Annotated in this window: 20 protein-coding genes and 1 pseudogene; 6 read left to right on the forward strand and 15 right to left on the reverse strand. The window is 73.6% G+C overall.

Annotated features, from left to right (window positions below; genetic code table 11):
• Positions 1-20: 20 nt before the first annotated feature.
• Positions 21-2,147 (reverse strand): glycogen debranching protein GlgX, encoded by a 2,127-nt coding sequence (gene glgX / locus ACQEVS_RS26450; RefSeq protein ID WP_433024198.1) that lies wholly within the window; start codon positions 2,145-2,147, stop codon positions 21-23.
• Between the two features lie 352 nt (positions 2,148-2,499).
• On the opposite strand from glgX, the gene ACQEVS_RS26455 reads away from it, so the two are divergent.
• Both ACQEVS_RS26455 and ACQEVS_RS26460 read left to right on the forward strand, forming a co-directional pair.
• Complete coding sequence (locus ACQEVS_RS26455; protein WP_433024200.1) at positions 2,500-3,738, forward strand: SAV2148 family HEPN domain-containing protein; 1,239 nt, start codon at positions 2,500-2,502, stop codon at positions 3,736-3,738.
• A 176-nt stretch (positions 3,739-3,914) separates the two neighbouring features.
• Positions 3,915-4,604, forward strand: coding sequence for a 3'-5' exonuclease (locus tag ACQEVS_RS26460; RefSeq protein WP_433024202.1), 690 nt, complete (start codon positions 3,915-3,917; stop codon positions 4,602-4,604).
• Between the two features lie 55 nt (positions 4,605-4,659).
• Here the strand turns inward: ACQEVS_RS26460 and ACQEVS_RS26465 are convergent, their stop codons facing one another.
• Positions 4,660-5,493, reverse strand: coding sequence for a MarR family transcriptional regulator (locus ACQEVS_RS26465; RefSeq protein WP_433024204.1), 834 nt, complete (start codon positions 5,491-5,493; stop codon positions 4,660-4,662).
• Positions 5,494-5,729: 236 nt separating this feature from the next.
• Between ACQEVS_RS26465 and ACQEVS_RS26470 the strand changes: the two genes are divergently transcribed.
• Positions 5,730-6,401 carry a DUF4097 family beta strand repeat-containing protein gene (locus ACQEVS_RS26470; RefSeq protein WP_433024206.1) on the forward strand — a complete coding sequence of 224 codons (672 nt, stop codon included), beginning with the start codon at positions 5,730-5,732 and terminating at the stop codon, positions 6,399-6,401.
• Between the two features lie 248 nt (positions 6,402-6,649).
• Here the strand turns inward: ACQEVS_RS26470 and ACQEVS_RS26475 are convergent, their stop codons facing one another.
• On the reverse strand, positions 6,650-7,528 hold the full coding sequence (locus ACQEVS_RS26475; RefSeq protein ID WP_433024208.1) for a phosphotransferase enzyme family protein: 879 nt from the start codon (positions 7,526-7,528) through the stop codon (positions 6,650-6,652).
• A gap of 460 nt (positions 7,529-7,988) precedes the next feature.
• Here ACQEVS_RS26475 and ACQEVS_RS26480 point away from each other — a divergent pair, with 460 nt between their 5' ends.
• Together ACQEVS_RS26480 and ACQEVS_RS26485 are read left to right on the forward strand one after the other, a co-directional pair.
• The gene (locus ACQEVS_RS26480) at positions 7,989-8,639 is read left to right on the forward strand and encodes a LysE family translocator (RefSeq protein ID WP_433024210.1); all 651 of its coding nucleotides are present in this window, start codon (positions 7,989-7,991) and stop codon (positions 8,637-8,639) included.
• Between the two features lie 455 nt (positions 8,640-9,094).
• Entirely contained in the window at positions 9,095-10,540 is a 1,446-nt protein-coding gene (locus tag ACQEVS_RS26485; protein WP_433024212.1) for an MFS transporter, read from the forward strand.
• 86 nt (positions 10,541-10,626) lie between these two features.
• On the opposite strand, the gene ACQEVS_RS26490 is transcribed toward ACQEVS_RS26485, so the two are convergent.
• The 12 genes and pseudogenes from ACQEVS_RS26490 to ACQEVS_RS26545 all read right to left on the reverse strand — a co-directional run.
• Positions 10,627-11,391, reverse strand: a complete 765-nt coding sequence (locus ACQEVS_RS26490; protein WP_433024214.1) for a sirohydrochlorin chelatase — start codon at positions 11,389-11,391, stop codon at positions 10,627-10,629.
• Positions 11,388-12,308: an ABC transporter permease gene (locus ACQEVS_RS26495; protein ID WP_433024216.1), complete on the reverse strand. Its 921-nt coding sequence runs from the start codon at positions 12,306-12,308 to the stop codon at positions 11,388-11,390. Before ACQEVS_RS26495 ends, ACQEVS_RS26490 begins: the two co-directional genes overlap by 4 nt.
• Positions 12,295-13,149, reverse strand: a complete 855-nt coding sequence (locus ACQEVS_RS26500; protein WP_433024218.1) for an ABC transporter ATP-binding protein — start codon at positions 13,147-13,149, stop codon at positions 12,295-12,297. The genes ACQEVS_RS26495 and ACQEVS_RS26500 overlap by 14 nt, the downstream gene beginning before the upstream one ends.
• 90 nt (positions 13,150-13,239) lie before the next feature.
• The gene (locus ACQEVS_RS26505; RefSeq protein WP_433024220.1) at positions 13,240-14,358 is read right to left on the reverse strand and encodes an aliphatic sulfonate ABC transporter substrate-binding protein; all 1,119 of its coding nucleotides are present in this window, start codon (positions 14,356-14,358) and stop codon (positions 13,240-13,242) included.
• A gap of 1,157 nt (positions 14,359-15,515) precedes the next feature.
• On the reverse strand, positions 15,516-16,889 hold the full coding sequence (locus tag ACQEVS_RS26510) for a sulfate adenylyltransferase subunit 1 (RefSeq protein ID WP_433024222.1): 1,374 nt from the start codon (positions 16,887-16,889) through the stop codon (positions 15,516-15,518).
• 2 nt (positions 16,890-16,891) lie between these two features.
• Complete coding sequence (gene cysD / locus ACQEVS_RS26515; protein WP_433024224.1) at positions 16,892-17,809, reverse strand: sulfate adenylyltransferase subunit CysD; 918 nt, start codon at positions 17,807-17,809, stop codon at positions 16,892-16,894.
• Entirely contained in the window at positions 17,806-18,339 is a 534-nt protein-coding gene (gene cysC, locus ACQEVS_RS26520; protein ID WP_433024226.1) for an adenylyl-sulfate kinase, read from the reverse strand. The genes cysD and cysC overlap by 4 nt, the downstream gene beginning before the upstream one ends.
• A gap of 89 nt (positions 18,340-18,428) precedes the next feature.
• Positions 18,429-19,127 (reverse strand): phosphoadenylyl-sulfate reductase, encoded by a 699-nt coding sequence (locus ACQEVS_RS26525; protein WP_433024228.1) that lies wholly within the window; start codon positions 19,125-19,127, stop codon positions 18,429-18,431.
• Positions 19,114-19,320 carry a hypothetical protein gene (locus ACQEVS_RS26530; protein ID WP_433024230.1) on the reverse strand — a complete coding sequence of 69 codons (207 nt, stop codon included), beginning with the start codon at positions 19,318-19,320 and terminating at the stop codon, positions 19,114-19,116. The genes ACQEVS_RS26525 and ACQEVS_RS26530 overlap by 14 nt, the downstream gene beginning before the upstream one ends.
• Entirely contained in the window at positions 19,317-21,023 is a 1,707-nt protein-coding gene (locus ACQEVS_RS26535) for a nitrite/sulfite reductase (protein ID WP_433024232.1), read from the reverse strand. Before ACQEVS_RS26535 ends, ACQEVS_RS26530 begins: the two co-directional genes overlap by 4 nt.
• Positions 21,024-21,266: 243 nt before the next feature.
• Positions 21,267-21,350: a putative leader peptide gene (locus ACQEVS_RS26540; protein WP_351506350.1), complete on the reverse strand. Its 84-nt coding sequence runs from the start codon at positions 21,348-21,350 to the stop codon at positions 21,267-21,269.
• Between the two features lie 122 nt (positions 21,351-21,472).
• Positions 21,473-22,093 (reverse strand): annotated as a pseudogene (locus ACQEVS_RS26545) (GNAT family N-acetyltransferase); the annotation flags it as partial.
• Between the two features lie 188 nt (positions 22,094-22,281).
• Here ACQEVS_RS26545 and ACQEVS_RS26550 point away from each other — a divergent pair.
• On the forward strand, positions 22,282-23,415 hold the full coding sequence (locus tag ACQEVS_RS26550) for a YihY/virulence factor BrkB family protein (protein ID WP_433024234.1): 1,134 nt from the start codon (positions 22,282-22,284) through the stop codon (positions 23,413-23,415).
• The last annotated feature ends 215 nt before the right edge of the window (positions 23,416-23,630 follow it).

The raw sequence follows: 23,630 nt of genomic DNA on the forward strand, positions 1-23,630 counted from the left end.
TGAGGGCTCATCTCGCAATCTCAGAGGGGGCGTTGCAGGACGGCCATGCTCCGGTCGGTCAGGGTGAGCCGGTCGCCGGCGGCGAGCTTCCGCCCGTCGTCCGTCACCCCGTCCGGGAGCGCCGTGTCGACCACGACCTGCCAGAGCCGCCCGTGGTCCGGCGGGATGACGAAGTCCAGCGGGCCGTGGTGGGCGTTGAACAGCAGCAGGAACGAGTCGTCGGCCACCCGTTCCCCGCGCGGTCCCGGTTCGGAGATGGCGCCGCCGTTGAGGAAGACCGTCAGGGACTTGGCGTACGCGGCCTGCCAGTCGGCGTCCCGCATCTCCTCCCCTTCCGGGGTGAACCAGGCGATGTCGGACAGCTCGTTGAAGGTGCCCTGCTCGGGGCGGCCGTGGAAGAAGCGGCGGCGGCGGAAGACCGGATGGTCGCGCCGGAGCCAGATGATGGCGCGGGTGAAGGCCAGCATGCGCCGCGCCCGCTCGGCCGCCGTGCCGTCGGGGCCCGGCCAGTGCACCCAGGACAGCTCGCTGTCCTGACAGTAGGCGTTGTTGTTGCCACGCTGGGTGCGGGCGAACTCGTCGCCGTGACTGATCATCGGCACGCCCTGGCTGAGCAGCAGGGTGGCGATGAAGTTGCGCATCTGCCGCTCACGCAGGGCGAGCACGGCCGGGTCCTCGGTCTCGCCCTCGGCGCCGCAGTTCCACGACCGGTTGTGGCTCTCGCCGTCCCGGTTGTCCTCGCCGTTGGCCTCGTTGTGCTTCTCGTTGTACGACACCAGGTCGTGCAGGGTGAAGCCGTCGTGGCAGGTCACGAAGTTGACGGAGGCGAGCGGGCGGCGGCCGTCGTCCTGGTAGAGGTCGGAGGAGCCGGTCAGCCGGGAGCCGAAGTCCGCCAGGGTGGCCGGTTCGCCGCGCCACAGGTCCCGGCAGGTGTCCCGGAACTTGCCGTTCCACTCGGTCCACAGCGGCGGGAAGTTCCCGACCTGGTAGCCGCCCTCCCCGACGTCCCACGGCTCCGCGATCAGCTTCACCTGGCTCACCACCGGATCCTGCTGCACCAGGTCGAAGAACGACGACAGCCGGTCCACCTCGTGGAACTGCCGGGCGAGCGTCGCCGCCAGATCGAACCGGAACCCGTCCACCCGCATCTCGGTGACCCAGTAGCGCAGCGAGTCCATGATCAGCTGAAGCACATGGGGACTGCGCATCAGCAGTGAGTTCCCGGTGCCGGTGGTGTCCATGTAGAACCGCGGGTCGTCCGCCAGCCGGTAGTACGAGGCGTTGTCCAGACCACGGAACGAGAGCGTCGGCCCCAGGTGATTGCCCTCGGCCGTGTGGTTGTAGACGACGTCCAGGATCACCTCGATGCCGGCCTCGTGCAGCGCCCGCACCGCCGACTTGAACTCCAGCACCTGCTGCCCCCGGTCACCCCACGAGGCGTAGGCGTTGTGCGGGGCGAAGAAGCCGATCGTGTTGTAACCCCAGTAATTGGCCAGGCCCAGGTCCACCAGGCGGTGGTCGTTGACGAACTGGTGCACCGGCATCAGCTCGATCGCCGTCACCCCCAGATCCTTGAGGTGATCCACGATCGCGGGATGCGCCAGCGCCGCGTAGCTGCCCCGGACGTCCTCCGGCAGCTCCGGGTGAAGCATCGTCAGACCCTTGACGTGCGCCTCGTAGATGACCGTGCGGTGGTACTCGGTGCGCGGCGGCCGGTCGTCGCCCCAGTCGAAGTACGGATTGACGACGACGGACGTCATCATGTGCGGAGCGGAGTCCAGGTCATTGCGGGCGTCCTGGTCGTCGAAGTGATAGCCGTAGACCGCCTCACACCAATCGACGGCACCGCTTACCGCTCGTGCGTACGGATCCAGGAGCAGCTTGGCGGAGTTGCACCGCTGCCCCCGCTCGGGGGCGTACGGGCCGTGGGCCCGGAAGCCGTACCGCTGGCCCGGCATCACCCCCGGCAGATAGGCATGGCGCACGAACGCGTCGCTCTCCCGCAGCTCGATCGCCGTCTCCGAACCGTCGTCGTGCAGCAGGCACAACTCGATCCGCTCCGCCGCCTCGGAGAAGACCGCGAAATTGGTGCCCGCACCGTCATAGGTGGCACCGAGGGGATACGCCTGTCCCGGCCAGACCTGCATAGGCTCGACTCTCTCGCGTCTCCGGCTCTCCCGGGCACCGTTGCCCTGGACCGTCGAGATACAGATCTTCCCCAAAAGCGCCGCCCCCACCGCCCGACGGACCACGTCCACTCGGGTGACGGGCCGGATTTCCCCCTCGGACCCACGCCCTCCGCAAGCAGGTTTCGGCCTTTCTCCGTGCTCCGTGCCGCATATCACTATGAGTCAGGTCACTACCGCCCCGGCGGCCGTGGACAACCGCCTCATGCGGCAGGCGAGTTCACCGGGCGGCCATCCGGCCCGTGTGCGCCGCCTCCCGCGGGCGCAGTAGTCTGCCTTGATCATTGAACGGGGGGCGGAAGGCGGTGGACTGGTGAGCTCGGGCGGGCTGGAGCTGCCCCCTGCGGACGGCGACGCGGGGGAGGAAGTGCCCGGCGGTACACCCCTCGGCGCGGTCTCGCTGGTACGCCCCGGTGAGATCGGGGCGGAGCTGGACTGGGACGCCGCCGCGTGGAGCGAGGTGCGCACCCGCGCCCGCCGCGCCGGCCGTGCCTACATCTGGCTGAATCTGGTCGAACAGCGGCTGCGCGCCGTCGTCGCCGCCGTGCTGCGTCCGGTGTACGAGCCGGTGCACGGCGAGGACGAGTGGGTCGTCGCCGCGGCCGGCCCCGCCGGACAGGAGTGGGTGCAGCGGGCCGTCGCCGTCCGCGAGGTCAGCCGCCGCAAGGGCTACCTCCTCGACCCGGCCGACGACAACGTCCTCAGCTTCCTCACCCTCCCCCAGCTGCGGGAACTCCTCGTCCAGCACTGGCCGTGCTTCGAGCCGTACCTCGACGACCGGCGCGAGCTCGAACTGGCCCTCGACGAGCTGGAGGTCACCCGGAACGTCGTCTCCCGCAACCGGGCCCTCTCCCGGACCGTCCTCGACCAGGCGGAGCGGGCGTCCACCCGGCTGCTGGACATCCTCGGCAGCGGCCCCGGCGGGCACTCCGTCGACCGGCTGCCCGTCGACGCGGTCGAGGACCTGGTCGGCGACCGGTACGCGGACGTCGTCGGCGTCCACCCCGACCGGGTGCGGCTCCAGCGGCAGCTGCCCGTCGAGGACCTCTTCGGCAGCGCCCGCCGCCTCGACGCGGTGGGCATCGGCCTGAACCTGCTGGTGCAGAACTACTCGGGGCGGCGGCTGGTGCGGCTCGCCGAGCACGGCTGCCGGGCACGGCTCCTCTTCCTCAACCCGGCGAGCAGCGCGGTCCGCCGCCGCGAGCGCGAGCTCGGCCTGAAGAAGGGCGAGATGAGCCGGTCCGTGGAGATGAACATCATGCACATGCGGCGGGTGCGCGACCGGCTGACCGACCCCACCGCGTTCGAGATCCGCGTCTTCGACGAGACGCCGCGCTTCACGGCCTACCTCGTCAACGGGGACGGGCCCGACGGGCTCGCCGTCGTCCAGCCCTACCTGCGCAAGGCGCGCGGGATGGAGGCGCCGGTGCTGGTGCTGCGCGGCGGCCGGCGCACCGAGGCGCGGGCGCAGGCGCCGGACGAGCACGGGCTGTTCGACACCTATCGCGAGGAGTTCGAAGGGGTCTGGCAGGACTCGCGGCCGGTCTCCTGACGTTCTGCCGCTTGCCTGGCGCCTCCTCCTCTTCCGCCTTGCCGGCCTTGCCTGGCGTCCCCGTGCTCGGTGCTCCCTTGCCTGTCAGCAGGCATGACCCGGCCTCAGCCCATTGTCAGTGCCTCGTGCGAGGCTGGTAATCCAACGGGGAAAGCACCACCGAGGGGGGATGTGCCATGGGCTGGCACGGGGAGCTGCTGGTCGGGTTCGACCTGGAGACGACGGGGACGGATCCGGCGGAGGCGCGGATCGTCACGGCGGCCATCGTGGAGACCAAGGCCGGTGAGCCGGTGGGCCGGAGGAGCTGGCTCGCCGATCCGGGCGTACCGATCCCGGCCGAGGCCGCCGCCATCCACGGCATCACCGGGGAACGGGCGGCGGCGGAGGGCCGGCCCGCGTACGAGGTGGTCGCGGAAATAGGGCGGGCACTGGCCGCCCACTGGGCGGCGGGCACCCCGGTCGTCGCCTACAACGCCGCCTTCGACCTCAGCCTCCTCGCCGCCGAGCTGCGCCGGTACGGCCTGCCACCGCTGCTGCCCGAGGGGCTCGGCCCGGTCGTCGACCCCCTCACCATCGACCGCGCCGTCGACCGTTACCGCAAGGGGCGCCGCACGCTCGGCGCGGTCTGCGCCGAGTACGGGGTCGTCCTGGACGCCGCCCACGAGGCGGGAGCCGACGCCCTGGCGGCGGTACGGGTCGCCCGCGCGATAGCCGAGCGGCACCCGAGCATAGGGGAGGCCGACTTGGCGGACCTGCACCGCAGCCAGGTGCGCTGGTACGGCGAGTGGGCCGCGGGCTATCAGGCGTGGCTGCGGAGGCAGGGGCACGAGGGGGCCGTGGTGGACGGGAGGTGGCCGTTGCGGTAGGCGGCGGCGGGGTGGTGGTGGGCGGTGTGGTCCGGCCGGGTGCTACGGGCGGGCGCTACGGGCGGGTGTCCCGGTCGGCGTCGCGGTCTGTGCCGCGGTCGGTGTCGCCCTGGGGGTCCGCGTCGGTTCGCTCCGGGGCCGGTGTCTGGGGCGGGGCTGGGGTCGGGGCCGGGGCCGGGGCCGCTCGGGTGTGGAGGATCTCGCGGGCCTGTTCCGCAGCGCGGGCGATGCTCTCGGAGACGAAGTCCAGGAAACGGGCGATGTTCTCCATGCGGTTCCCGGCCGGGGTGCCGGAGCCGAGGACGCCGACACCCTCCCGCGCGGTCTCGACGAGCTGGGCCGTCGACCGGGCACTGGCCATCATCGACTGGTACCAGACGTCGTCGTCGACGACATAGCGCTCACGGCGGCGCTCGTCGCGTTCCCGGCGGACGAGTCCCTGACTCTCCAGGAACCCGACCGCCTTGGAGACGGACGCCGCACTCACCCGGAGGCGCCGGACGAGGTCGGACGCGGTGAGGCTGCCCTCGTCGGTGAGGGTGAGCGCGGCCAGCACTCGGGCCGTCATCCTGGGCATGCCCGACTGCATGAGGACGGTGGTGAGCAACTCCTCGTACGCACTGACCGCCTCGGCGTCCCGTCCGTGCGCCTGCGGCGGCGCCTCCGCCGCCCGTGACGCGGCCTGGCCGCGCCGCCGGGCGCGGTGCTCGGTTGCGCGGTGGGCCAGGTCGGCGCGGTAGGCGGTGGGCCCGCCGTTGCGCATCACCTCGCGCGTGACCGTCGAGGTCGGGCGGTCGAGACGGCGGGCGATCTCCGCGTAGGCGAGGCCGTCGGCCAGCCCCAGCGCGATCTGCCGGCGTTCCTGCTGGGTGAGCCTGCCTCCCGGCATCACGGTCTCCTTCGCGGTCCTCGATCTTGGGTCATGAAGGCCGTCACCATAGCGTTCGCCTTCATTTCATTGCAACGAAAGGGTGGCTGATGTTGCGTTAGCTTCTAGGCTGATTGCAATGATTCATTGCGTCTGAGCTGCGGAAATGGGCTTTAGATGCAATGCGATCATTGCGGGAGATGTGAATGCAACGTAGCGTTTCATTCATCGGAAAGAGCACGCACAAGGAGAGCGCCATGCAGAAGTTCGCCACCCCCGCCCCCGTCGCCGCCGTCCTCGACATCCCCGCCGCACACGTCCGGTTCATCGCCGCCGACCGCGCCGACACCGTGGTCGAGGTCCTGCCCGCTGATGCCTCCAAGGGCCGCGACGTCAAGGCCGCGGAGCGGGTCGAGGTCGCCTACGCCGACGGTGTCCTGCGGATCGCGGCCGCGCCGGCGAAGAACCCGGTCCTCGGCAGCTCCGGGTCGGTCGAGGTGACTGTCCGGCTGCCCGCCGGTTCCCGGGTCGAGGCGAAGACCGCCGACGGTGAACTCCGGGGCGTCGGACGGCTCGGCGACGTCGCCTTCGAGAGCGCGCGGGGCGAGGTCAAGCTCGACGAGGCCGCGAGTGCCCGCCTCGTCCTCCAGGCCGGTGACGTCTCCGTCGGCCGCCTGGGCGGCGATGCGGAGATCAGCACCCGGAAGGGCGACCTCCGCGTCGCCGAGGCGGTGCGCGGCACGGTCGTGCTGCACACCGAGGCCGGTGAGGTGTCGGTCGGCGCCGCCCGTGGCGTCTCCGCCTCGCTGGACGCGGGCACCGCCTACGGCCGGATACACAACGCGCTCAAGAACAGCGAGGGCGCGGCCGCCGGCCTGACCATCCGGGCGACCACCTCCTACGGTGACATCACCGCGCGCAGCATCTGAGGCCGTACCCGGGGCCGCGTCCGGCGCCGCGTCCGGTGGAGTGCGGGTCGGGGCCCGTCGGCGGGGGCTCGTCGGCCCGTCGGCGGTCATCGGCCGGGCCGCGTGCGACGTGCCCCGGGTCCCCGGTCCCCGGGTCCCCGGCCGCCGGCCATCGGAAAGGCCGCGTCGCAAAGGCAGCCCCGGAAAGGCCGCCTCGTAAAGGCCGCCCCGAGAAGGCAGCCTCGGAAGGGCGGCCCGGAGAAGCCGCCTCAGAAAGGTCGCCAGCGCACCGCCGGGTCGCCGTCCCGCAGCGACGCGACCCTGCGGCGGAACTCGGCCAGCGCGGCCGGATTGCCCGGCGCGTGCTGGGCGACCCAGGCGCAACTGGCCGTCTCGCGCGCCCCGCGCAGCACCGCGCAGCCGTCCCACTCGCGGACGTCCCAGCCGTAGGCGCGGACGAAGGCGTCGTAGGCGCGCGGGTCGAGGCCGTAGCGGTCGCGGCTGAGGGCCATCACGACCAGGTCGTGCTCGCGCAGGTCCGCGGCGAAGGTCTCCAGGTCGACCAGGACGGGCCCGTCCGGCCCGACATGGACGTTGCGGGGGAGCGCGTCGCCGTGCACCGGGCCCGGTGGAAGGTGCGGGACGAGCGCGGCCGCGGCCGCGGCGAAACCGTCGCGGCGCTCGCGCAGGTACGCGGCGTCCGCCGGGTCGATCGCCTCTCCGGCCAGCAGCAGCCAGCGCTCGACGCCGTCGAGCAGTTCGCGCGGCGGCAGGCCGAAGTCCGGGGCGGGCAGGGCGTGGACGAGCCGGAGCAGCCCGGCCAGGTCCTCGGGGGCGGCGGGGCGGACGGCGTCGGGGAGGCGGTGCCAGAGCGTCACCGGGTGCCCGTCCGCCGGCACCACGTCCGCCTCGGCGGGACGCACGGCCGGGACCCCGCTCTCCGCCAGCCAGGCGGCGACGCGCAGTTCGCGGCGCGCGCGGTCGGCGAGCGAGGCGTGCCGCCCGACCTTCACCACCAGGCCGCCGGTCGCGAACACCGCGTTCTCGCCCAGGGCGAGCAGCGTCGCGTCGCGCGCCGCGGGTTCCGTCACCCCGGCCCGCGTCAGGAGGGCGCGCGCCCGCCGCTCCGTGAATGCCGCCTCCGACACGTCGGCCACCGTCCGTACCCTCGCTCTCGTTCCGTCCCCTCGGCCCCGCGGACGCGGGTGTTCCGCGCCCGGTGTTCCGGCGAGGGGTGTCCCCGGGCATTCTGCCGCCTGCCGGCACCGGGACCCGCACCGGCAACCCTCCGTGGGGGCCGCCAGCCGTCGAACGTCCGTCCCCGTGGACGGATCGCCGAGGCGCGGAAGGAACCGAACGCCGCCGCCGACCCCGTCGGACGCGCCCCGCGGTGCGCGGACCGCACGGAGCGGGCGGATCCGGGCCGTCCGGCCGCCGGCGTTCGGACGCGCGGGGTACCGACCGCCTGGTACGGTCCCCTCGGCCGCCGTGCCTCACCCCCACGGGGCACGGCGGCCACCTCCGTCACCGGAGGCTTGCGAAATCGCCGGCGCCCGTCCCTCCGGGCCCCATTAGGCTCCGATCACCGACGTGTGACTGGAGTGCTGCATGACGACCGCGATACTCGGCTTCGCCCTCTTCTCCCTCCTGGTGACGGTCTCCCCGGGCCCCGACCTCGTGCTCGTGCTGCGCAACTGCCTGCGCGGCGGGCGCCGCGCAGGCGCCGCCACCGGCCTCGGGGCGGCCGTGGGGTCGCTGGGCTGGGGCGTGGCCGCCGCGTTCGGCCTGGCGGCGGCACTGCAGCGATGGGACGCGGCGTTCACGTTCGTCAAACTCGCCGGTGCCGCCTACCTCGTCTTCCTCGGTGCCCAGGCGCTCTGGGCGCAGCGCCGCGCCGTCGCCCTGTCCAAGGAGCCGCCGGCCGTGGTGACCGAGGACGACGAGCCCGGAGCGCTCGGTGCCGGCGCGGCCTTCCGGCAGGGCGTGCTGAGCTGCCTGCTCAACCCCAAGGTCGGCGTCTTCTTCGTCGCCGTCGCCCCGCAGTTCCTGCCGGACGGCGCGTCCCCGCTGACCACCACCCTCCTCTTCGGGGTGATCGACGCGGTCATCGCCGCCGCCTGGCTGCTGCTCGTGACCCTCGGCGCCACCCGCTTCATGGCCTGGCTGCGCCGCCCCCGCGTCCACCGCAACCTGGAACGCGCCACGGGCGGCGTCCTGTTGGCGCTGGGCCTCGGGACGGCCGCCGAGTCGGTGGTCTGATCCCCGGCGCGCCCGGGCGTGACGTCCGCTCGGGCGCGAAGCCCGTTCAGGCGGTGAAGTCCGCCGCGTGTGCCTCGGCCCACGCCGCGAACGTACGGGCCGGACGCCCGGTCAGCAGCTCGACGCCGGCAACGACCTCGTCCCGAACCGGCCGCGGCCCCCGGCTCCCTTGTTACCGTCCGCACCGCGCGGGACGAACCGAGCCGGGCCTTCGCCGAGCTCCCGGCCGGCCGCATCGACGACGAGCCCGCCGTCATCCGCGACTACCTCCGCCGCGTTTCGGAGGTGGGCCGCGCCCCGGCCGACGCCTGCGAGCGGAGGCGACCGGCCGGAAGCTCGGCGTGCCCGGCCGGGCGGTGAGCCGGGCCATTACCCGTGAGGTCATCGACAGGGCGGCTCGGCGCCGCGGAAATTGGGGGCGGCCGTACTCATCCGCACGCACGGGAAGGGACACCGTGGCCGACGTCGGCACCTCACGGACCGTACGCGAACAGCAGGCGACCGGCCTACCCGGTCCGCTCGCCCTGCCGGTGATCCTGGCCGGCACCTTCATGGTCGTCCTCGACTTCTTCATCGTGAACGTGACCGTCCCCGCCCTCCAGCGGGAACTCCGCGCGGGCACTGACCAGGTACAGCTGATCGTGGCGGGATACGGCCTGGCCTACGCCTGCGGGCTCATCACCGCCGGACGGCTCGGCGACCTCTTCGGCCGGCGTCGCCTCTACGCGAGCGGACTGCTGCTGTTCACCGTGGCGTCGCTGGGGTGCGGGACCGCGCCGAACGCCTCGGCCCTGGTGGCCGCCCGGGTGGCGCAGGGCGTGGGCGCGGCGGTGCTCTCGCCGCAGGTGCTGACCATCCTCGGCGTGACCTATGCCGGCCCCGCGCGGGCCCGGGCCTTCACGGCGTACGGCATGGTGCTCGCCTCCGGTTCCATCGGGGGGCAGTTGATCGGCGGAGCGCTGGTCCAGGCCGATGTGGCCGGCCTGGGCTGGCGCGGCTGCTTTCTGATCAACGTGCCGGTCGGCATCGCGGCGTTGCTGCTCCTTCCCCGGGCGGTCCCCGAGTCGCGTGCTCCGGAGAGCGGCCGGCTCGACATCCCGGGCGCGGTGCTGGTCACCCTCGGTCTGGTCGCGGTGGTGCTGCCGCTGGTCGAGGGGCGCGAGCGGGACTGGCCCCCGTGGACGTGGGCCTGCCTGGCGGCGGCGCTGCCGCTGCTCGGGGCGTTCGCCTGGCATCAGCGCGGGCTGCGGGCGCGCGGCGGCTCGCCGCTGGTCGACCTCACGCTCTTCCGGCGGCGCGCCTTCACCGTCGGCCTGGCCGCGGTGCTCCTCTTCTACGCGGGGGTGACGTCGTTCTTCCTGGTGCTCGCGCTGTACCTGCAACAGGGCCTGGGGCTCGGCGCTCTGGATTCCGGTCTCACCTTCACCGTCATGGGAGTGGGCTTCTTCGTCACCACGGTCTCGGCCCGGAGGCTCGGCGCCCGGTTCGGGCGGCAGGCGTTGGTGCTCGGCGGGATCACGCTCGCCGTCGGTCATCTGTGGCTGTCGCTGACGGTTTCCCGCATCGGTGCCGGCGGGCATACCGGAGCGCTCGCACCCGCTCTGCTGACGGCCGGCGCGGGTCTGGGCATGGTGATGGCACCACTCAACGCGACCGTGCTCGCGGGCGTCGAACCCCGCCTGGCCGGCGCGGCCTCCGGCGTGCTGACCTCCGTGATGCAGGTGGGCAACGCCCTCGGAGTCGTGCTGATCGGCATCGTCTACTACGGCGGCGGCGACGGTACGCCGCAGGGCACGGCCGAAGGGCTGCGGGCCGGGCTGGTGTACCTGATCGTGCTCGCGGCGGCGACGGCCTCGGTCGTCCGGCTGCTGCCCGAGGGACGCTCGGACGGGACGGCGTGACGAGCATGGCGTCACGCCTCCGCTCGGCTTCGGCCTCTGCCCGTCGCGGGCGTTGCCGGCGGAGGCGTCGAACGGCCGGGTGCGGTTCAAGCCGCCGCGCGCACCCCGTTCGCCCCGGCGGCCGCCGCGGCCCCCTCTTCGTACCGCCGCACCAGCAGCGTCACCACCTCCCGTACCGCGCCCAGTGGTTCCGCCACCGTGTCGGCGCCGGCCGTGGCGGCGCCCGCGGCGATGCGGTCCGGGAGGCGGCCGGGGGCCAGCATGTAACGGGCCACGGCGATGTGCCGGCAGCCCTGGGCGCGGAGGGTGCGGATGGCGTCTTCCGTGCGGGGGCCGGTGGCGGAGGCGTAGGCGGGGTGGACGGTGTGCCAGCCGGTGGCCTGCCAGATGTGGGCCAGGGCTTCGATGGTGGCGGTGGCCGTCGGGTCGGAGGAGCCCGCGGCGGCCAGGACGACGCCCGTGGTGCGGCGGGCGTGTACGGGGGCGCCCGCCGCGCGCAGGCGTCTTTCCAGGGCGGAGAGGAGGAGGGGGGACGGGCCCAGCACCGGCGCCTGGTGGACGGCCAGTCCTGGCGGGGTGGCGGTGCGGAGTACGTCCGGGATGTCCGTCGACGCGTGGAAGGCGTGCGTCAGCAGCAGCGGTACGGCCACCGCCGTCCGTACCCCGTCCTCCGCCAGGCGGGTCAGGGCCGTCGGGACGTCGGGAGTGCGGAGGTCCAGGAAGCCGGCCGTGACGCGGACACCCGGGAGGCGGGCCGCGACCCGGGTGCGCAGGGCGGCGACGGTCGCCGCGTGGCGCGGGTCGCGGCTGCCGTGGGCGACGAGGAGCAGCGCGGGAGGGGTGTCCGTCACTTCGCCGCCAGTCCCCGGGTACGGAGCACCCGGCGTTCGAGGGGGCTGAAGACCGCCAGGTCGATGGCGATGCCGACGAAGAGGATCAACAGGATGCCGAGCAGCACCCCCGGCATGTCGGAGTCGGTGCGCGCGTTCTCCAGGTACTGGCCCAGGCCCAGGCCCAGGTCGGGGGAGGACGCGATGAGTTCGGCCGCCATCAGGGAGCGCCAGGAGAACGCCCAGCCCTGTTTGAGGCCCGCGATGTAGCCGGGCAGTGCCGCCGGCAGCAGGACGTGGCGTGCGCCCCGGGCCCCCGTCGCGCCCAGGGTGCGGCCGGCCCGCAGGTACAGCGGCGGCACTTGGTCGATGCCGGACACCAGCCCGTTGGCGATCGACGGGACGGCGCCCAGCAGGATCACCGCGTACATCGCCGCGTCCGTGATCCCCAGCCAGATGACCGCCGCCGGCACCCACGCCACCGAGGGCAGTGACTGGAGGCCGGAGAGGATGGGGCCGAGGGCGGCCCGGACGAAGGGCACGCGCGCCACCAGCAGGCCCAGCGGGGTGCCGAGGGCGAGTGCGGCGAGGAAGCCGAGCAGGCCGCGCGAGACGCTGGTCCAGATGATGTCGAACAGCGTTCCCTGGAGCCAGAGTTCGCGGAGGCTGTGCCAGACGGCGGACGGGTCGGGCAGCTTGTAGTCCTCGGTGACCCCGGCGACGACCAGCAGCTTCCAGACGGCGACGACGAGGACGACGGCCGTGACCGGTGGCAGCACCTTGTGCAGCAGTACGCGGCGCAGCGGCGGCCGTTCGACCGGGACGGCGTCCAGGGCGTCGAGCCCGGCCTCCAGCCCGGCCAGGTCGGAGGAGGCGGTCTCGGTGGCGGCGGTCCCGGTGGCGGCGGCCCCGGTGGCGGCGGTCTCAGTGCTTGCCATGGCGGCGGATCTCCCCACGCAGTTCCTCGGTGATCTCCACGGACAGGTCGGCGACCGCCGCGTCCTCGATGCGGCGCGGCTGCGGGATGCCGACCGTCCACTCCCGCGCCACCCGGCCCGGCCGGGACGACAGCAGCACCACGCGCTGTCCCAGCCGCACCGCCTCGCGCACGTTGTGCGTGACGAACAGCACCGACAGCGCGGACCCCGACTCCGACTCCGTCGACTCCGACCAGATCCGGGTGAGTTCGTGGTGCAGCACGTCCCGGGTGATCGCGTCGAGGGCGGCGAACGGCTCGTCCATCAGCAGCAGCCGGCTGTCCTGGGCCAGCGCCCGGGCGAGGGCGACGCGCTGCCGCATGCCGCCGGACAGCTCGTGCACCCGCTTGCGGTGCGCGCCCCCGAGGCGGACGAGGTCGAGCAACCGCTCGGCCTCCGCCCGCCGGTCGGCCCGCGGCACGCCCCGCAGCCGGAGCGCGAGTTCGATGTTGCGGCCGGCCGTCAGCCACGGGAACAGCGCGTGCTCCTGGAACATCAGCGCCGGCCGGCCGCCGGGCACCTCGATGGTGCCCGCGGTGGGCCGGTCCAGCCCGGCGACCAGGTTCAGCAGCGTGGACTTCCCGCAGCCGCTGGCCCCCAGCAGGCAGACGAACTCCCCGGGGCGGACGTCGAGCGTGATGTCCTCCAGGACCGGGCGGCCGTCGCCGGACCGGCCGAAGTTCTTGTGGACGCGGTCGATCCGGACGGCGGGCGGCGCGCCGCCCGCCGGTGCGAGGGGGGTGCCGGTCGCGCCGGTCGCGCCGGTCGTGTCGGTGGTCGTGGGGGTCGTGGTCGGGGCCATCCGGACCTCCTGGTGTGCGGTCGGTGGTGCGGGGACGTGTCGTACGCCTGCTGCCGGCGTCGTGCCGTTCCGGCGCCGGCGACGTACCGCCTACTGCCGGCCGAGCCCCGCCGCGTCGACGGGCGGCCGGCCCTCGGCCTTGAGGACCTTGTCGAGCGGAGCGAGGTCGTAGATGCCCGACAGGTCGGGCTTGTTCAGCAGGCCGGCGGCGACCGCGTGGTCGGCCTCGGCCCGCAGGGTGGCCGCCAGCGGGTCGTCGGTGGTCCGGATGGACGCCCACGCCGGATCGAGGACGTCGGCCGGCAGCGCCTTGCCGGAGAGCTTCTTCAGCGCCGCGTTGGCGGACGCCTTCGCCTTCGCCGGATTGGCCGCGATCCAGGCGTTGGTGCGCACCGAGCCGCGCAGCACGGCCTCGACGACGTCCGGGTGCCGGTCGAGGAACTTCCGCGACACGATGACGTTGGTGATCACGAACTTCCCGCCGGGCCACAGCGACGACTCGTCCAGCAGCACCTTGCCGCCCTCGGACACCAGCTTCGACGCCGTCGGCTCCGGCACCCACGCGCCGTCCACCGAACCGGACTTGAACGCGTCCGGCGTCACCTTGTTGTCCGTCCGCACCACCGACACGTCGCCCTTGCCGCTCTGCGGATCGACCTTCCAGCCCCTGCCCGCGATCCAGTTGAGGAAGGCCACGTCCTGGGTGTTGCCCTTCTGCGGGGTGGCGATCCGCTTGCCCTTGACGTCGTCGAGCGTGCGGATCTTCTTGGGGTCGACGACGAGCCTGACGCCGCCGGACGCCGAGCCGGAGACGATCCGCAGGTTCTCGCCCTTGGCCTTGACGTAGCCGTTGATCGCGGGTGAGGGGCCGATCCAGCCGATGTCGATCGAGCCGGCGTTGAGCGCCTCGATCTCGGACGGGCCCGCGTTGAACGTGGTCGACTTGAGCTTGGTGCCGCCGAGTTCCTTCCGCAGGATGCCCTCCTGCTCTCCGACCAGCGGGGTGGCGTGCGTGATGTTGGGGAAGTAGCCGATGGTGACGGAGTCGGCCGACAGCTTCGCCGCGCCGGCGGCGGCCTGGCCGGCGGGGCGCGTGTCGTCCTTCGCGGAGCCGTAGCCGCAGGACGTCAGGGCGAGGAGGAGGGAGAGGGCCAGGGCCGGCAGGGGGACGGCGGCCGCGCGTGGTCGGCGGCGGGCGGAGGCGGGCATGGGGGTGGTTCCTCTCGGCGGGGCGGCGGCGCGGAGCGCGGGGAGGGGGAGCGGAGGAGCGGTGGGGGCGGCGGGGGCTTGAACAGGAGGTTCCGGCAGGGGCGTTGCGCGGGTGTTGCACGGATATTGCGGGGCGGTGCGGGGTGCGGCGACGACGGGCAGGGCCGCCGTGCCGCGCGGGCCTCGCGGCCCGCGTGGTCCGGTGCGGCGGCGACCGTACGGGCGCCGGGCCGGTGCGGCACGGCGGTCCCCTGCCCGGAACCGGGCGCCGTCGCCGACCGGTCGGCACCGGACGCCGGGCGCGTCGCACGCGTGGCGGTACGGCGGTCGCTGCCGGAGGCCGGGGCCTCCGCGTACCGCGCGTCCGGCGGGACGGACGGCCCCCGGCGCCGGAGGCGCCCCGGACGGCGGCCGGTCGCGGGTGATGGACGAGCCCCCGCCACGCCCGTCACCCGGCCTCTGCGGAAGCGGCCTCCGCCGGAGCGGCCTCCACGAGGGCGGCCTGCGCCGAACCGCCCGCCGTCACCCGGCGTACGCCACGGGCCGCCCGCCCGCACATCGCGCGACGCCGCCCCTGCCGCTGCCGAGCGTCCCGCCGCCGACCCGGCCGCCCAGGCGCCCGAAGGTCGCAAAGACACCCGGAACGGGCTCCGGGCCCTCCGCCGCCGGAGAACCCGGCCGACGGCCGGGGCCCGACGATTCGTGACCGTCCGCGCTTGGGCCGCGCAGGCCGCTGCCGTCCGGCGCCGGAAGCCACGGGTCTTGGCCGGGGCCTGACGGTTGGTGGCCGTCCGTGCTCGGTGCCCGTCGGCCGCCGCCGTCCGGCGTCGGGAGGCCGGGCCGGGGGCCGGGGCTCCATGGTTGGTGATCGCCTGCGCCGGGCCTGCGTCGGCCGTTGCCGTCCGGCGTGGGAAGCCACGGGTCTTGGCCGGGGCCTGGCGGTTGGTGGCCGTCCGTGCTCGGTGCGCGTCGGCCGCCGCCGTCCGGCGTCGGAAGCACAGGCCGGGAGCCGAGGCTCCACGGTCCGTGACGGCCCGCGCCGGGGCCGCGCCGGCTGTCGCCCTCCGCCGTCGAATGTTCCGGCCGGCGGCCGGGAACCCGCCGGTCCCGCCTCCGTCCGCCCGGGCGCGGTTCGCGTCGGTCTCCTTCGCCGGGCATCAGAAGTCCCAGCCGTCGTCCGCGGCCGGGGGCGCGGCGTTCGGGCCCGGCCTCCCGGCCGCCGCCGCGAACGCCGGGCCCGCCATGCCGGCGGTCAGCGTCGTCCCGTCGGCCGGGTCGATGAGCAGGAAGGCGCCGGTGCTCCGGGACGCCGCGTAGTCGTCCAGGGCCAGCGGCTCGGCGGTGCGGAGTACCACGCGGCCTATGTCGTTGGCGGCCAGCTCGCCGGGGGACGGGCGAAGCGCCAGCTCCGCCGGGTCGAGTCGGGAAGGCAGCGCCTTGACCACGGCCTTCACCGTGCGCGTGGTGTGCTTCAGGAGGACCCGGTCGCCTTCCCGCAGCGGCCGGTCGGCGACGTGGCAGACGGTCGCCTCGACGTCCCGGACCGGCTCCGGCGCGCCCGCCGTCGGGGCGATGAGGTCGCCGCGCGCGACGTCGAGGTCGTCGGCGAGCCGCACGGTCACCGACTGCGGCGCCCACGCCACGTCCACCGGCGTGCCGAGCGCGTCGATCGCGGTGATGGTGCTCGTCCGGCCGGACGGCAGGACGGTGACCGGCTCCCCGACGCGCAGCACGCCGGAGGCGATCCGTCCGGCGTAGCCGCGGTAGTCGGGGTGGCCGGCGGTCCGCGGGCGGATCACGTACTGGACGGGGAACCGGGCCGGGTCGCCGGTGGGGTCGGCGATCACCGGGACGGTCTCCAGGTGCTCCAGGACGGTCGGACCGCCGTACCAGTCCAGGTGGGCCGAGGGCGTCACGACGTTGTCGCCCGCGAGCGCCGACACCGGGATGGCGGTCACGTCGGGGACGCCGAGCGACCCCGCGTAGGCCGTGAACTCCTCGGCGATCCGGGCGAACACGGCCTCGGACCAGTCCACCAGGTCCATCTTGTTGACCGCCAGCACCAGGTGCGGCACGCGCAGCAGCGCGGCCACGGCGGCGTGCCGGCGGGTCTGTTCGACGACGCCGTGCCGGGCGTCGACCAGGACCAGGGCCAGTTCGGCGGTGGACGCGCCGGTGACCATGTTGCGGGTGTACTGCACGTGCCCGGGGGTGTCGGCGAGGACGAACCGGCGGCGGGCGGTGGCGAAGTAGCGGTAGGCGACGTCGATGGTGATGCCCTGCTCGCGCTCCGCCCGCAGCCCGTCGGTCAGCAGCGCCAGGTCGGGCTCGTCGTGGCCGCGGTCGCGGGAGGCGTGCTCGACGGCCTCCAACTGGTCGGCCAGGACCGACTTGGAGTCGTGCAGCAGCCGTCCGACCAGCGTGGACTTGCCGTCGTCGACCGAACCGGCGGTGGCGAAGCGCAGCAGCGAGGTGGCGGCGGCGGGCTCCGTGGTGATGCCGGCGGTGCCGGTGGTGCTGGAGATGCTCATGATCAGAAGTACCCCTCGCGCTTGCGGTCTTCCATCGCGGCCTCCGACAGCTTGTCGTCGGCGCGCGTCGCGCCCCGCTCGGTGAGCCGGGAGGCGGCGATCTCCTCGATGACCCGGTCGACGGTGACGGCGTCCGACTCGACGGCGCCCGTGCAGGACATGTCACCGACCGTCCGGTAGCGCACCACGCGTCTCTCCACCCGCTCCCCGTCCCGGGGGCCACCCCACTCACCGGGGGTCAGCAACATCCCGGACCGGGCGAAGACCTCGCGCTCGTGGGCGTAGTAGAGGGAGGGGAGTTCGATGCCCTCGCGAGCTATGTACTGCCAGACGTCCAGCTCGGTCCAGTTGGAGAGGGGGAAGACGCGGACGTGCTCGCCGGGGGAGTGCCGACCGTTGTAGAGGTCCCACAGCTCCGGCCGCTGCCGGCGCGGGTCCCAGCCGCCGAACTCGTCGCGCAGTGAGAACACCCGCTCCTTCGCCCGCGCCTTCTCCTCGTCCCGGCGTCCGCCGCCGAACACCGCGTCGAAGCGGTGCCGTTCGATGGCGTCCAGCAGCGGCACGGTCTGCAGCGGGTTGCGGGTGCCGTCGGGGCGTTCGCGCAGCCGTCCGTCGTCGATGAACCGCTGGACGGACGCGATGTGCAGCCGCAGCGCGTGCCGGGCGACGACGCGGTCGCGGTAGGCCAGCACCTCGGGGAAGTTGTGCCCGGTGTCCACGTGAAGCAGCGCGAACGGCAGCGCGGCCGGGGCGAACGCCTTCAGCGCCGTGTGCAGCATGACGACGGAGTCCTTGCCGCCGGAGAACAGCAGCACCGGCCGTTCGAACTCGCCCGCCACCTCCCGGAAGACGTGCACCGCCTCCGACTCCAGCGCGTCGAGGTGCGACAGGGCGTACGGGCTGTCACCGCGAGCCGTCACAGCACTCCCCTCCCCGCCAGCAGCGCGTGCACCGCGTCCGCCGACTCCGCCACCGTCCGCTCGTGGGCGTCGATGCGCAGGTCGGGGTCGTCCGGCGCCTCGTACGGGTCGTCCACCCCGGTCAGACCGGTGAGCTCGCCGGCCGCCTGGCGGGCGTACAGGCCCTTGACGTCCCGGGCCGAGCAGACCTCGACGGGCGTCGCCACGTGCACCTCCAAGTAGCCGGTTCCCAGCGCCTGGTGGCGCTTGCGCACGGCCTCGCGGGTGTCGGCGTACGGGGCGATGACGGGCACCAGGACCGTCACGCCGTGGGCGGCGAGCAGCTGGGCGACGAAGCCGATGCGCCGGACGTTGACGTCCCGGTCGGCACGGGAGAAGCCCAGGCCGGCGGAGAGGAACTCGCGGATCTCGTCGCCGTCCAGCACCTCCACCGGACGCCCCTCGGCCCGCAGCCGGTCCGCGAGCGCGCGGGCGATCGTCGTCTTGCCCGCGCTCGGCAGGCCGGTGAGCCACACCGTGGCACCCGTCATCCGGTTCTCCCAGAAGTTCGGTCGGTTCGGTTCGTGGGGCGCGTACGACGCGTGGGGTGCGGGTGGCGCGTACGGCGCGTGGGATCCGGTCATCCGTGCAGCCCGCATTCGGTCTTGGCCCGGCCCGCCCAGCGGCCGGCCCGCGCGTCCTCGCCCTCCCGCACCCGGCGGGTGCAGGGCGCGCAGCCGATGGACGCGTACCCGTCCATGAGCAGCGGATTGGTGAGCACGCCGTGCTCGGCGACGTACGCGTCCACGTCGTCCCGCGTCCAGCGGGCGATCGGCGCGACCTTCACCTTGCCGCGCCGGGCGTCCCAGCCGACGACGGGCGTCGCGGCCCGGGTCGGGGACTCGTCGCGGCGCAGCCCGGTCGCCCACGCGTCGTACCCCGCCAGCCCCTCCCGCAGCGGACGCACCTTGCGCAGCGCGCAGCACAGGTCCGGGTCGCGGTCGTGCAGCGCCGGGCCGTACGCGGCGTCCTGCTCGGCGACGCTCTGCGGCGGGGTGAGGGTGACGACGTTGACGTCCATCACCGCCGCCACCGCGTCGCGCGTCCCGATGGTCTCCGGGAAGTGGTAGCCGGTGTCGAGGAAGACGACGTCCACGCCGGGTCGGACGCGGGAGGCGAGGTGGGCGACGACGGCGTCCTCCATGGAGGAGGTGACGCAGAAGCGGTCGCCGAAGGTGTCCACGGCCCAGCGCAGGATCTCCTCGGCGGGGGCGTCCTCCAGCTCGCGGCCGGCGCGGAGGGCCAGCCGTTCGAGGACGTGCGGCTCAGGGCCGGTCATCGGTTACTCCTTCCGTTCCGCGCTGCGCCCCGGTCGCTCCGGCGGCCGGTCCTCGGCTCAGCAACCCCAGGAACCTCAACTGGAACGCGCGGTTGCACGCGGCGCACTCCCACGCTCCGTGGCCCTCCTCGTGGGGCCGCAGGTCCTCGTCGCCGCAGTACGGGCAGTGGAAGGGGGCGGCGCGCTCGCTCACGACAGCTCCTCCTCGCCGGCCCGGGCCGCCCAGGCGGCGAAGCGCTCGCCGTCCGCGCGGCCGGCGAGGTAGCGCCGGAGCACCCGTTCGACGTAGTCGGCGAGTCCGTCCGCGGTCACCTTGAGGCCGCGCACCTTGCGGCCGAAGCCGGCCTCCAGGCCGAGCGCCCCGCCCAGGTGCACCTGGTAGCCCTCGACCTGGCGGCCCTGCTCGTCCGTGACCAACTGCCCCTTGAGACCGATGTCCGCCACCTGGATACGGGCGCAGGCGTTGGGGCAGCCGTTGAGGTTGATGGTGAGCGGCTCGTCGAACTCCGGAAGGCGGCGCTCCAGTTCGTCGATGAGGGACGCGCCGCGCGCCTTGGTCTCGACGATCGCCAGCTTGCAGAACTCGATGCCGGTGCAGGCCATCGTGCCGCGCCGGAACGGGGACGGGGTCACCCGGAGGTCCAGCGCCTCCAGGCCGGCGGTCAGCGACGCGACGCGGTCCTCCGGCACGTCGAGGACGATCATCTTCTGCTCGGCGGTGGTCCGCAGCCGGCCCGAGCCATGGGCCTCAGCCAGCTCGGCGATCTTCGTCAGGGTGCTGCCGTCCACCCGCCCGACGCGCGGCGCGAAGCCGACGTAGTACCGGCCGTCGCGCTGCCGGTGGACGCCGACGTGGTCGCGCCAGCGCTCCGCCGGCCGCTCGGGCGCGGGCCCGTCGAGCAGCGGGCGGCCCAGGTACTCCTTCTCCAGGACCTCGCGGAACCGTTCCGGCCCCCAGTCGGCGAGGAGGAACTTCAGCCGCGCCCGGTTGCGCAGCCGCCGGTAGCCGTAGTCGCGGAAGATGCCGATCACGCCGCCGAAGACGTCCGGTACGTCCGCCAACGGCACCCAGGCGCCGAGCCGGACGCCGATCCGCGGATTGGTGGACAGCCCGCCGCCCACCCACAGGTCGAAGCCCGGGCCGTGCTCGGGGTGGCGGACGCCGACGAACGCCACGTCGTTGATCTCGTGGACGACGTCCAGCAGCGGGGAGCCGGAGACCGCCGTCTTGAACTTGCGGGGGAGGTTGGAGAAGTCCTTGTTGCCGATGAAGCGGCGCCGGATCTCCTCGATGGCCGGGGTGCCGTCGAGGATCTCGTCCTCGGCGATGCCGGCGACCGGCGAACCGAGGATGACGCGCGGGGTGTCGCCGCACGCCTCGGTGGTGGACAGGCCCACGGCCTCCAGCCGCCGCCAGATCTCGGGGACGTCCTCGATGCGGATCCAGTGGTACTGGATGTTCTGGCGGTCGGTGATGTCCGCGGTGCCGCGCGCGAACTCCTGTGACACCTCACCGATCACGCGCAGTTGGGCGGTGGTCAGCCGGCCCCCGTCGACGCGCACCCGCAGCATGAAGAACTCGTCGTCCAGCTCCTCCGGCGCCAGGATCGCGGTCTTCCCGCCGTCGATGCCGGGCCGGCGCTGGGTGTACAGCCCCCACCAGCGCATCCGGCCGCGCAGGTCGGCGGGGTCGATGGCGGCGAAACCCGCCTTGGCGTAAATCGTCTCAATACGTGTCCGTACGTTGAGACCGTCGTCGTCCTTCTTCACCTGCTCGTTGGCGTTGAGCGGGGTGAAGTGGCCTGCGGCCCACTGGCCTTCGCCACGGTGGCGGCCGGCCTTGCGGCGGGGTGTCGCCGGCGCTGCGGCTGCGGGGGGTTGCGCGGTGGCGGCCATGGCGTTCTGTCCTTCGGATGGTCCGCCCGCCGGGCCGGCGCCGCACACCCGGGCGGCACGCCTGCCCGGCGGGCCGGCCGCCGGCGCCGCTCTACGGCGGCATGACGGAGCTGACCTGCGGGTATGGCGAGCGGCAGGGTGGGGAGGGTGCAGCGGACGGCCCGAGAACGGACGGAATCGGGTGGGGCCCGCCGGTCCGCGCCTTCGGGGACGGCGGTGAGGGAAGCGGTGGTGCTGAGCCTGTCAGCCCGCTGGACAGATGGCGCTGGACACGCGGCCGAGGTCGACGTGACGCCGACTCACCAAGGCAACTCCAGCTCGTGACATGAGGGAAGCGTGGCACGGGCGTTTGGGGGCAGTCCACTGTTCGCCGCATGGTGAGACGGTTCGTCTTGAAATGTGAGATATGGATGATGGTCAGGCGAGGGTGTCCGCGGGGGCCGGGGTGTGGCCGGGTGTGCGCCGGGCCAGGGGCCGGGGGCCGGCACGTCCGGCTCGTCCTCCGTCCTCGTCGCGAAGACGGTGAAGCCGCGGCGCTCGTAGTTGGCCATGGCGTGCTCGCCGTCCTTGGAGCAGGTGTGCAGCCAGACGCGTCGGGTCGGCGGCAGTTCAGGCCACCGTTCGGCCAGGTCCCAGGCCCGCCGGACGCCATGGGTCAGCAGGTGGCCGCCGATGCGCCGGCCCTGGAAGGCGGGCAGCAGCCCGAAGTAGACGATCTCGACGGACGCGGCGTCGCCCGGGTGGCCGGTGCCCCCGAACTCGGTGCCGGGGTCCCCGGGCGCCAGCTCCACATAGCCGGCCGGCGTCCCCCGGTCGTACGCCACCCACGTCTCCACGCCGGGCCGGTCCAGGTACGCGCGCCACCGCGCGTACGGCCATGCCAGCCGGTCCGTCCAGGCGTGGTCACCGCCGACGGCCGTGTAGAGGAACCGGCTGAACTCGGGCGACGGCACCTCCGACCGTACGAAGCGGACATCCGGGGCCGGACCGGGAGCGCCGGCGGGGACGAGGGCGTCAGGCGCGGTCATGTGGAGTGACCAGGTGGTCACCGGGGTCGTTCTGTTCTCCATGGCCTCACCCAACCACGCGCGCCGTGGCGGTTTCGGGTGGCCCCCGCACGGCCGTCCGGCGGATGAACGGACCGGTCGGAGACGGATACGGTTAGGGCGTGCAGGCAGCAACAAATGAACCACCGGGGCAGCGGAAGGGCCGGCTCCACCGAGCCCGGGCCCTGTACCGAAATGTGTCGAAGCGGAGGATGGCGTGGCTGCTCCTCAAGGACACGATCAATTCCTGCATGGAGTACCGCGTCACGGGCCTCGCCGCCGAAGCCGCGTTCTTCACCCTGCTGTCGCTGCCGCCGTTGCTCCTGGGCTTCATGAGCCTGCTGGGGTACCTGGACGACTGGACGGGCACCCACACCATCCAGAGCCTCCAGGACAACATCATCAAGGCGTCCTCGGCCGTCCTGTCGGACCGCGGCGTCAACCAGATCACCGTACCCCTGCTGAACGACGTACAGAACGGCGCCCGGCGGCCCGAGATCGTCTCGGTCGGCTTCGCCATCGCCCTGTGGTCGGGGTCGCGGGCCGTCAACGTCTTCGTCGACACCATCACGATCATGTACGGGCTGGAGGGCCGCCGCGGCATCGTCCGCACGCGGCTGCTGGCCTTCCTGCTCTACATCGTCGCCCTGCTGATCGGGGCGGTGGTGATGCCGCTGATGGTGGTGGGGCCGGAGGCGGTGGAGAACATCGTGCCGTGGAGCGCCGGTGTCGTGCAGGTGCTCTACTGGCCCGTCGTCCTGGTGCTGTCCGTCGCCTTCCTGACCACGCTGTACCACGTGTCGGTGCCCGTGCGGTCGCCGTGGCGGGAGGACATCCCCGGTGCGCTCGTGGCGCTCACGATCTGGGTGATCGGCAGCTTCCTGCTGCGGATCTACCTCACCCACACGGTGGAAGGTCTGACGATCTACGGCTCGCTCGCGGCGCCCGTCGCCGTCCTGCTGTGGATCGGCGTCTCGGCCTTCGCCGTGCTCGTGGGCGCGGCGGTCAACGCGGCCATGGACCGCGTCTGGCCGTCGGTGACCACCGCCGCCGCCCGCGCCGAGGCGGACCGCCGCAAGGCCGCCGCCGTGGCGGCGATGGCGGCCGAGCGGGCGGCGCTGGCGATGGTCCACGAGTACGAGGACGACCCCGAGGGCTACTCGGAGGACGGGCTCCGGGACCGTGAGCCGCCGTCGGAGTTCCCGGAGCGGTGGGCGCAGTTCCTGCCGCCCGAGGACGTGCGGACGCGGCTCCAGCACGTGCGGTCGGAGAAGGCGGGGAAGGCGGGGAAGACGGCGAGGGGGGCCAAGGGGGAGCCCAAGCACGCGAAGCACCGGAGGCGGTAGGGGGCCGGGCCGTGAGCGCACGCGCATGCTCGGAAAATCGCTCGCGAGCGCGGCCCGCCCCGCCCTAGAGTCCCTCCGACAGCCGCACGAAAGCGGCAGGAGACAGCGGCAGCGGTGCTGCCGCGCGCGGAATCAGGAGGTGAGCCCGGGATGACTGTCACCACGGCGGCCACGACGGCCCGTACCCGGCGATCGACCACTCTCACCTCCCTCCT

The sequence above is a fragment of the Streptomyces sp. CA-181903 genome (assembly GCF_050937075.1).
Classification (GTDB): domain Bacteria; phylum Actinomycetota; class Actinomycetes; order Streptomycetales; family Streptomycetaceae; genus Streptomyces.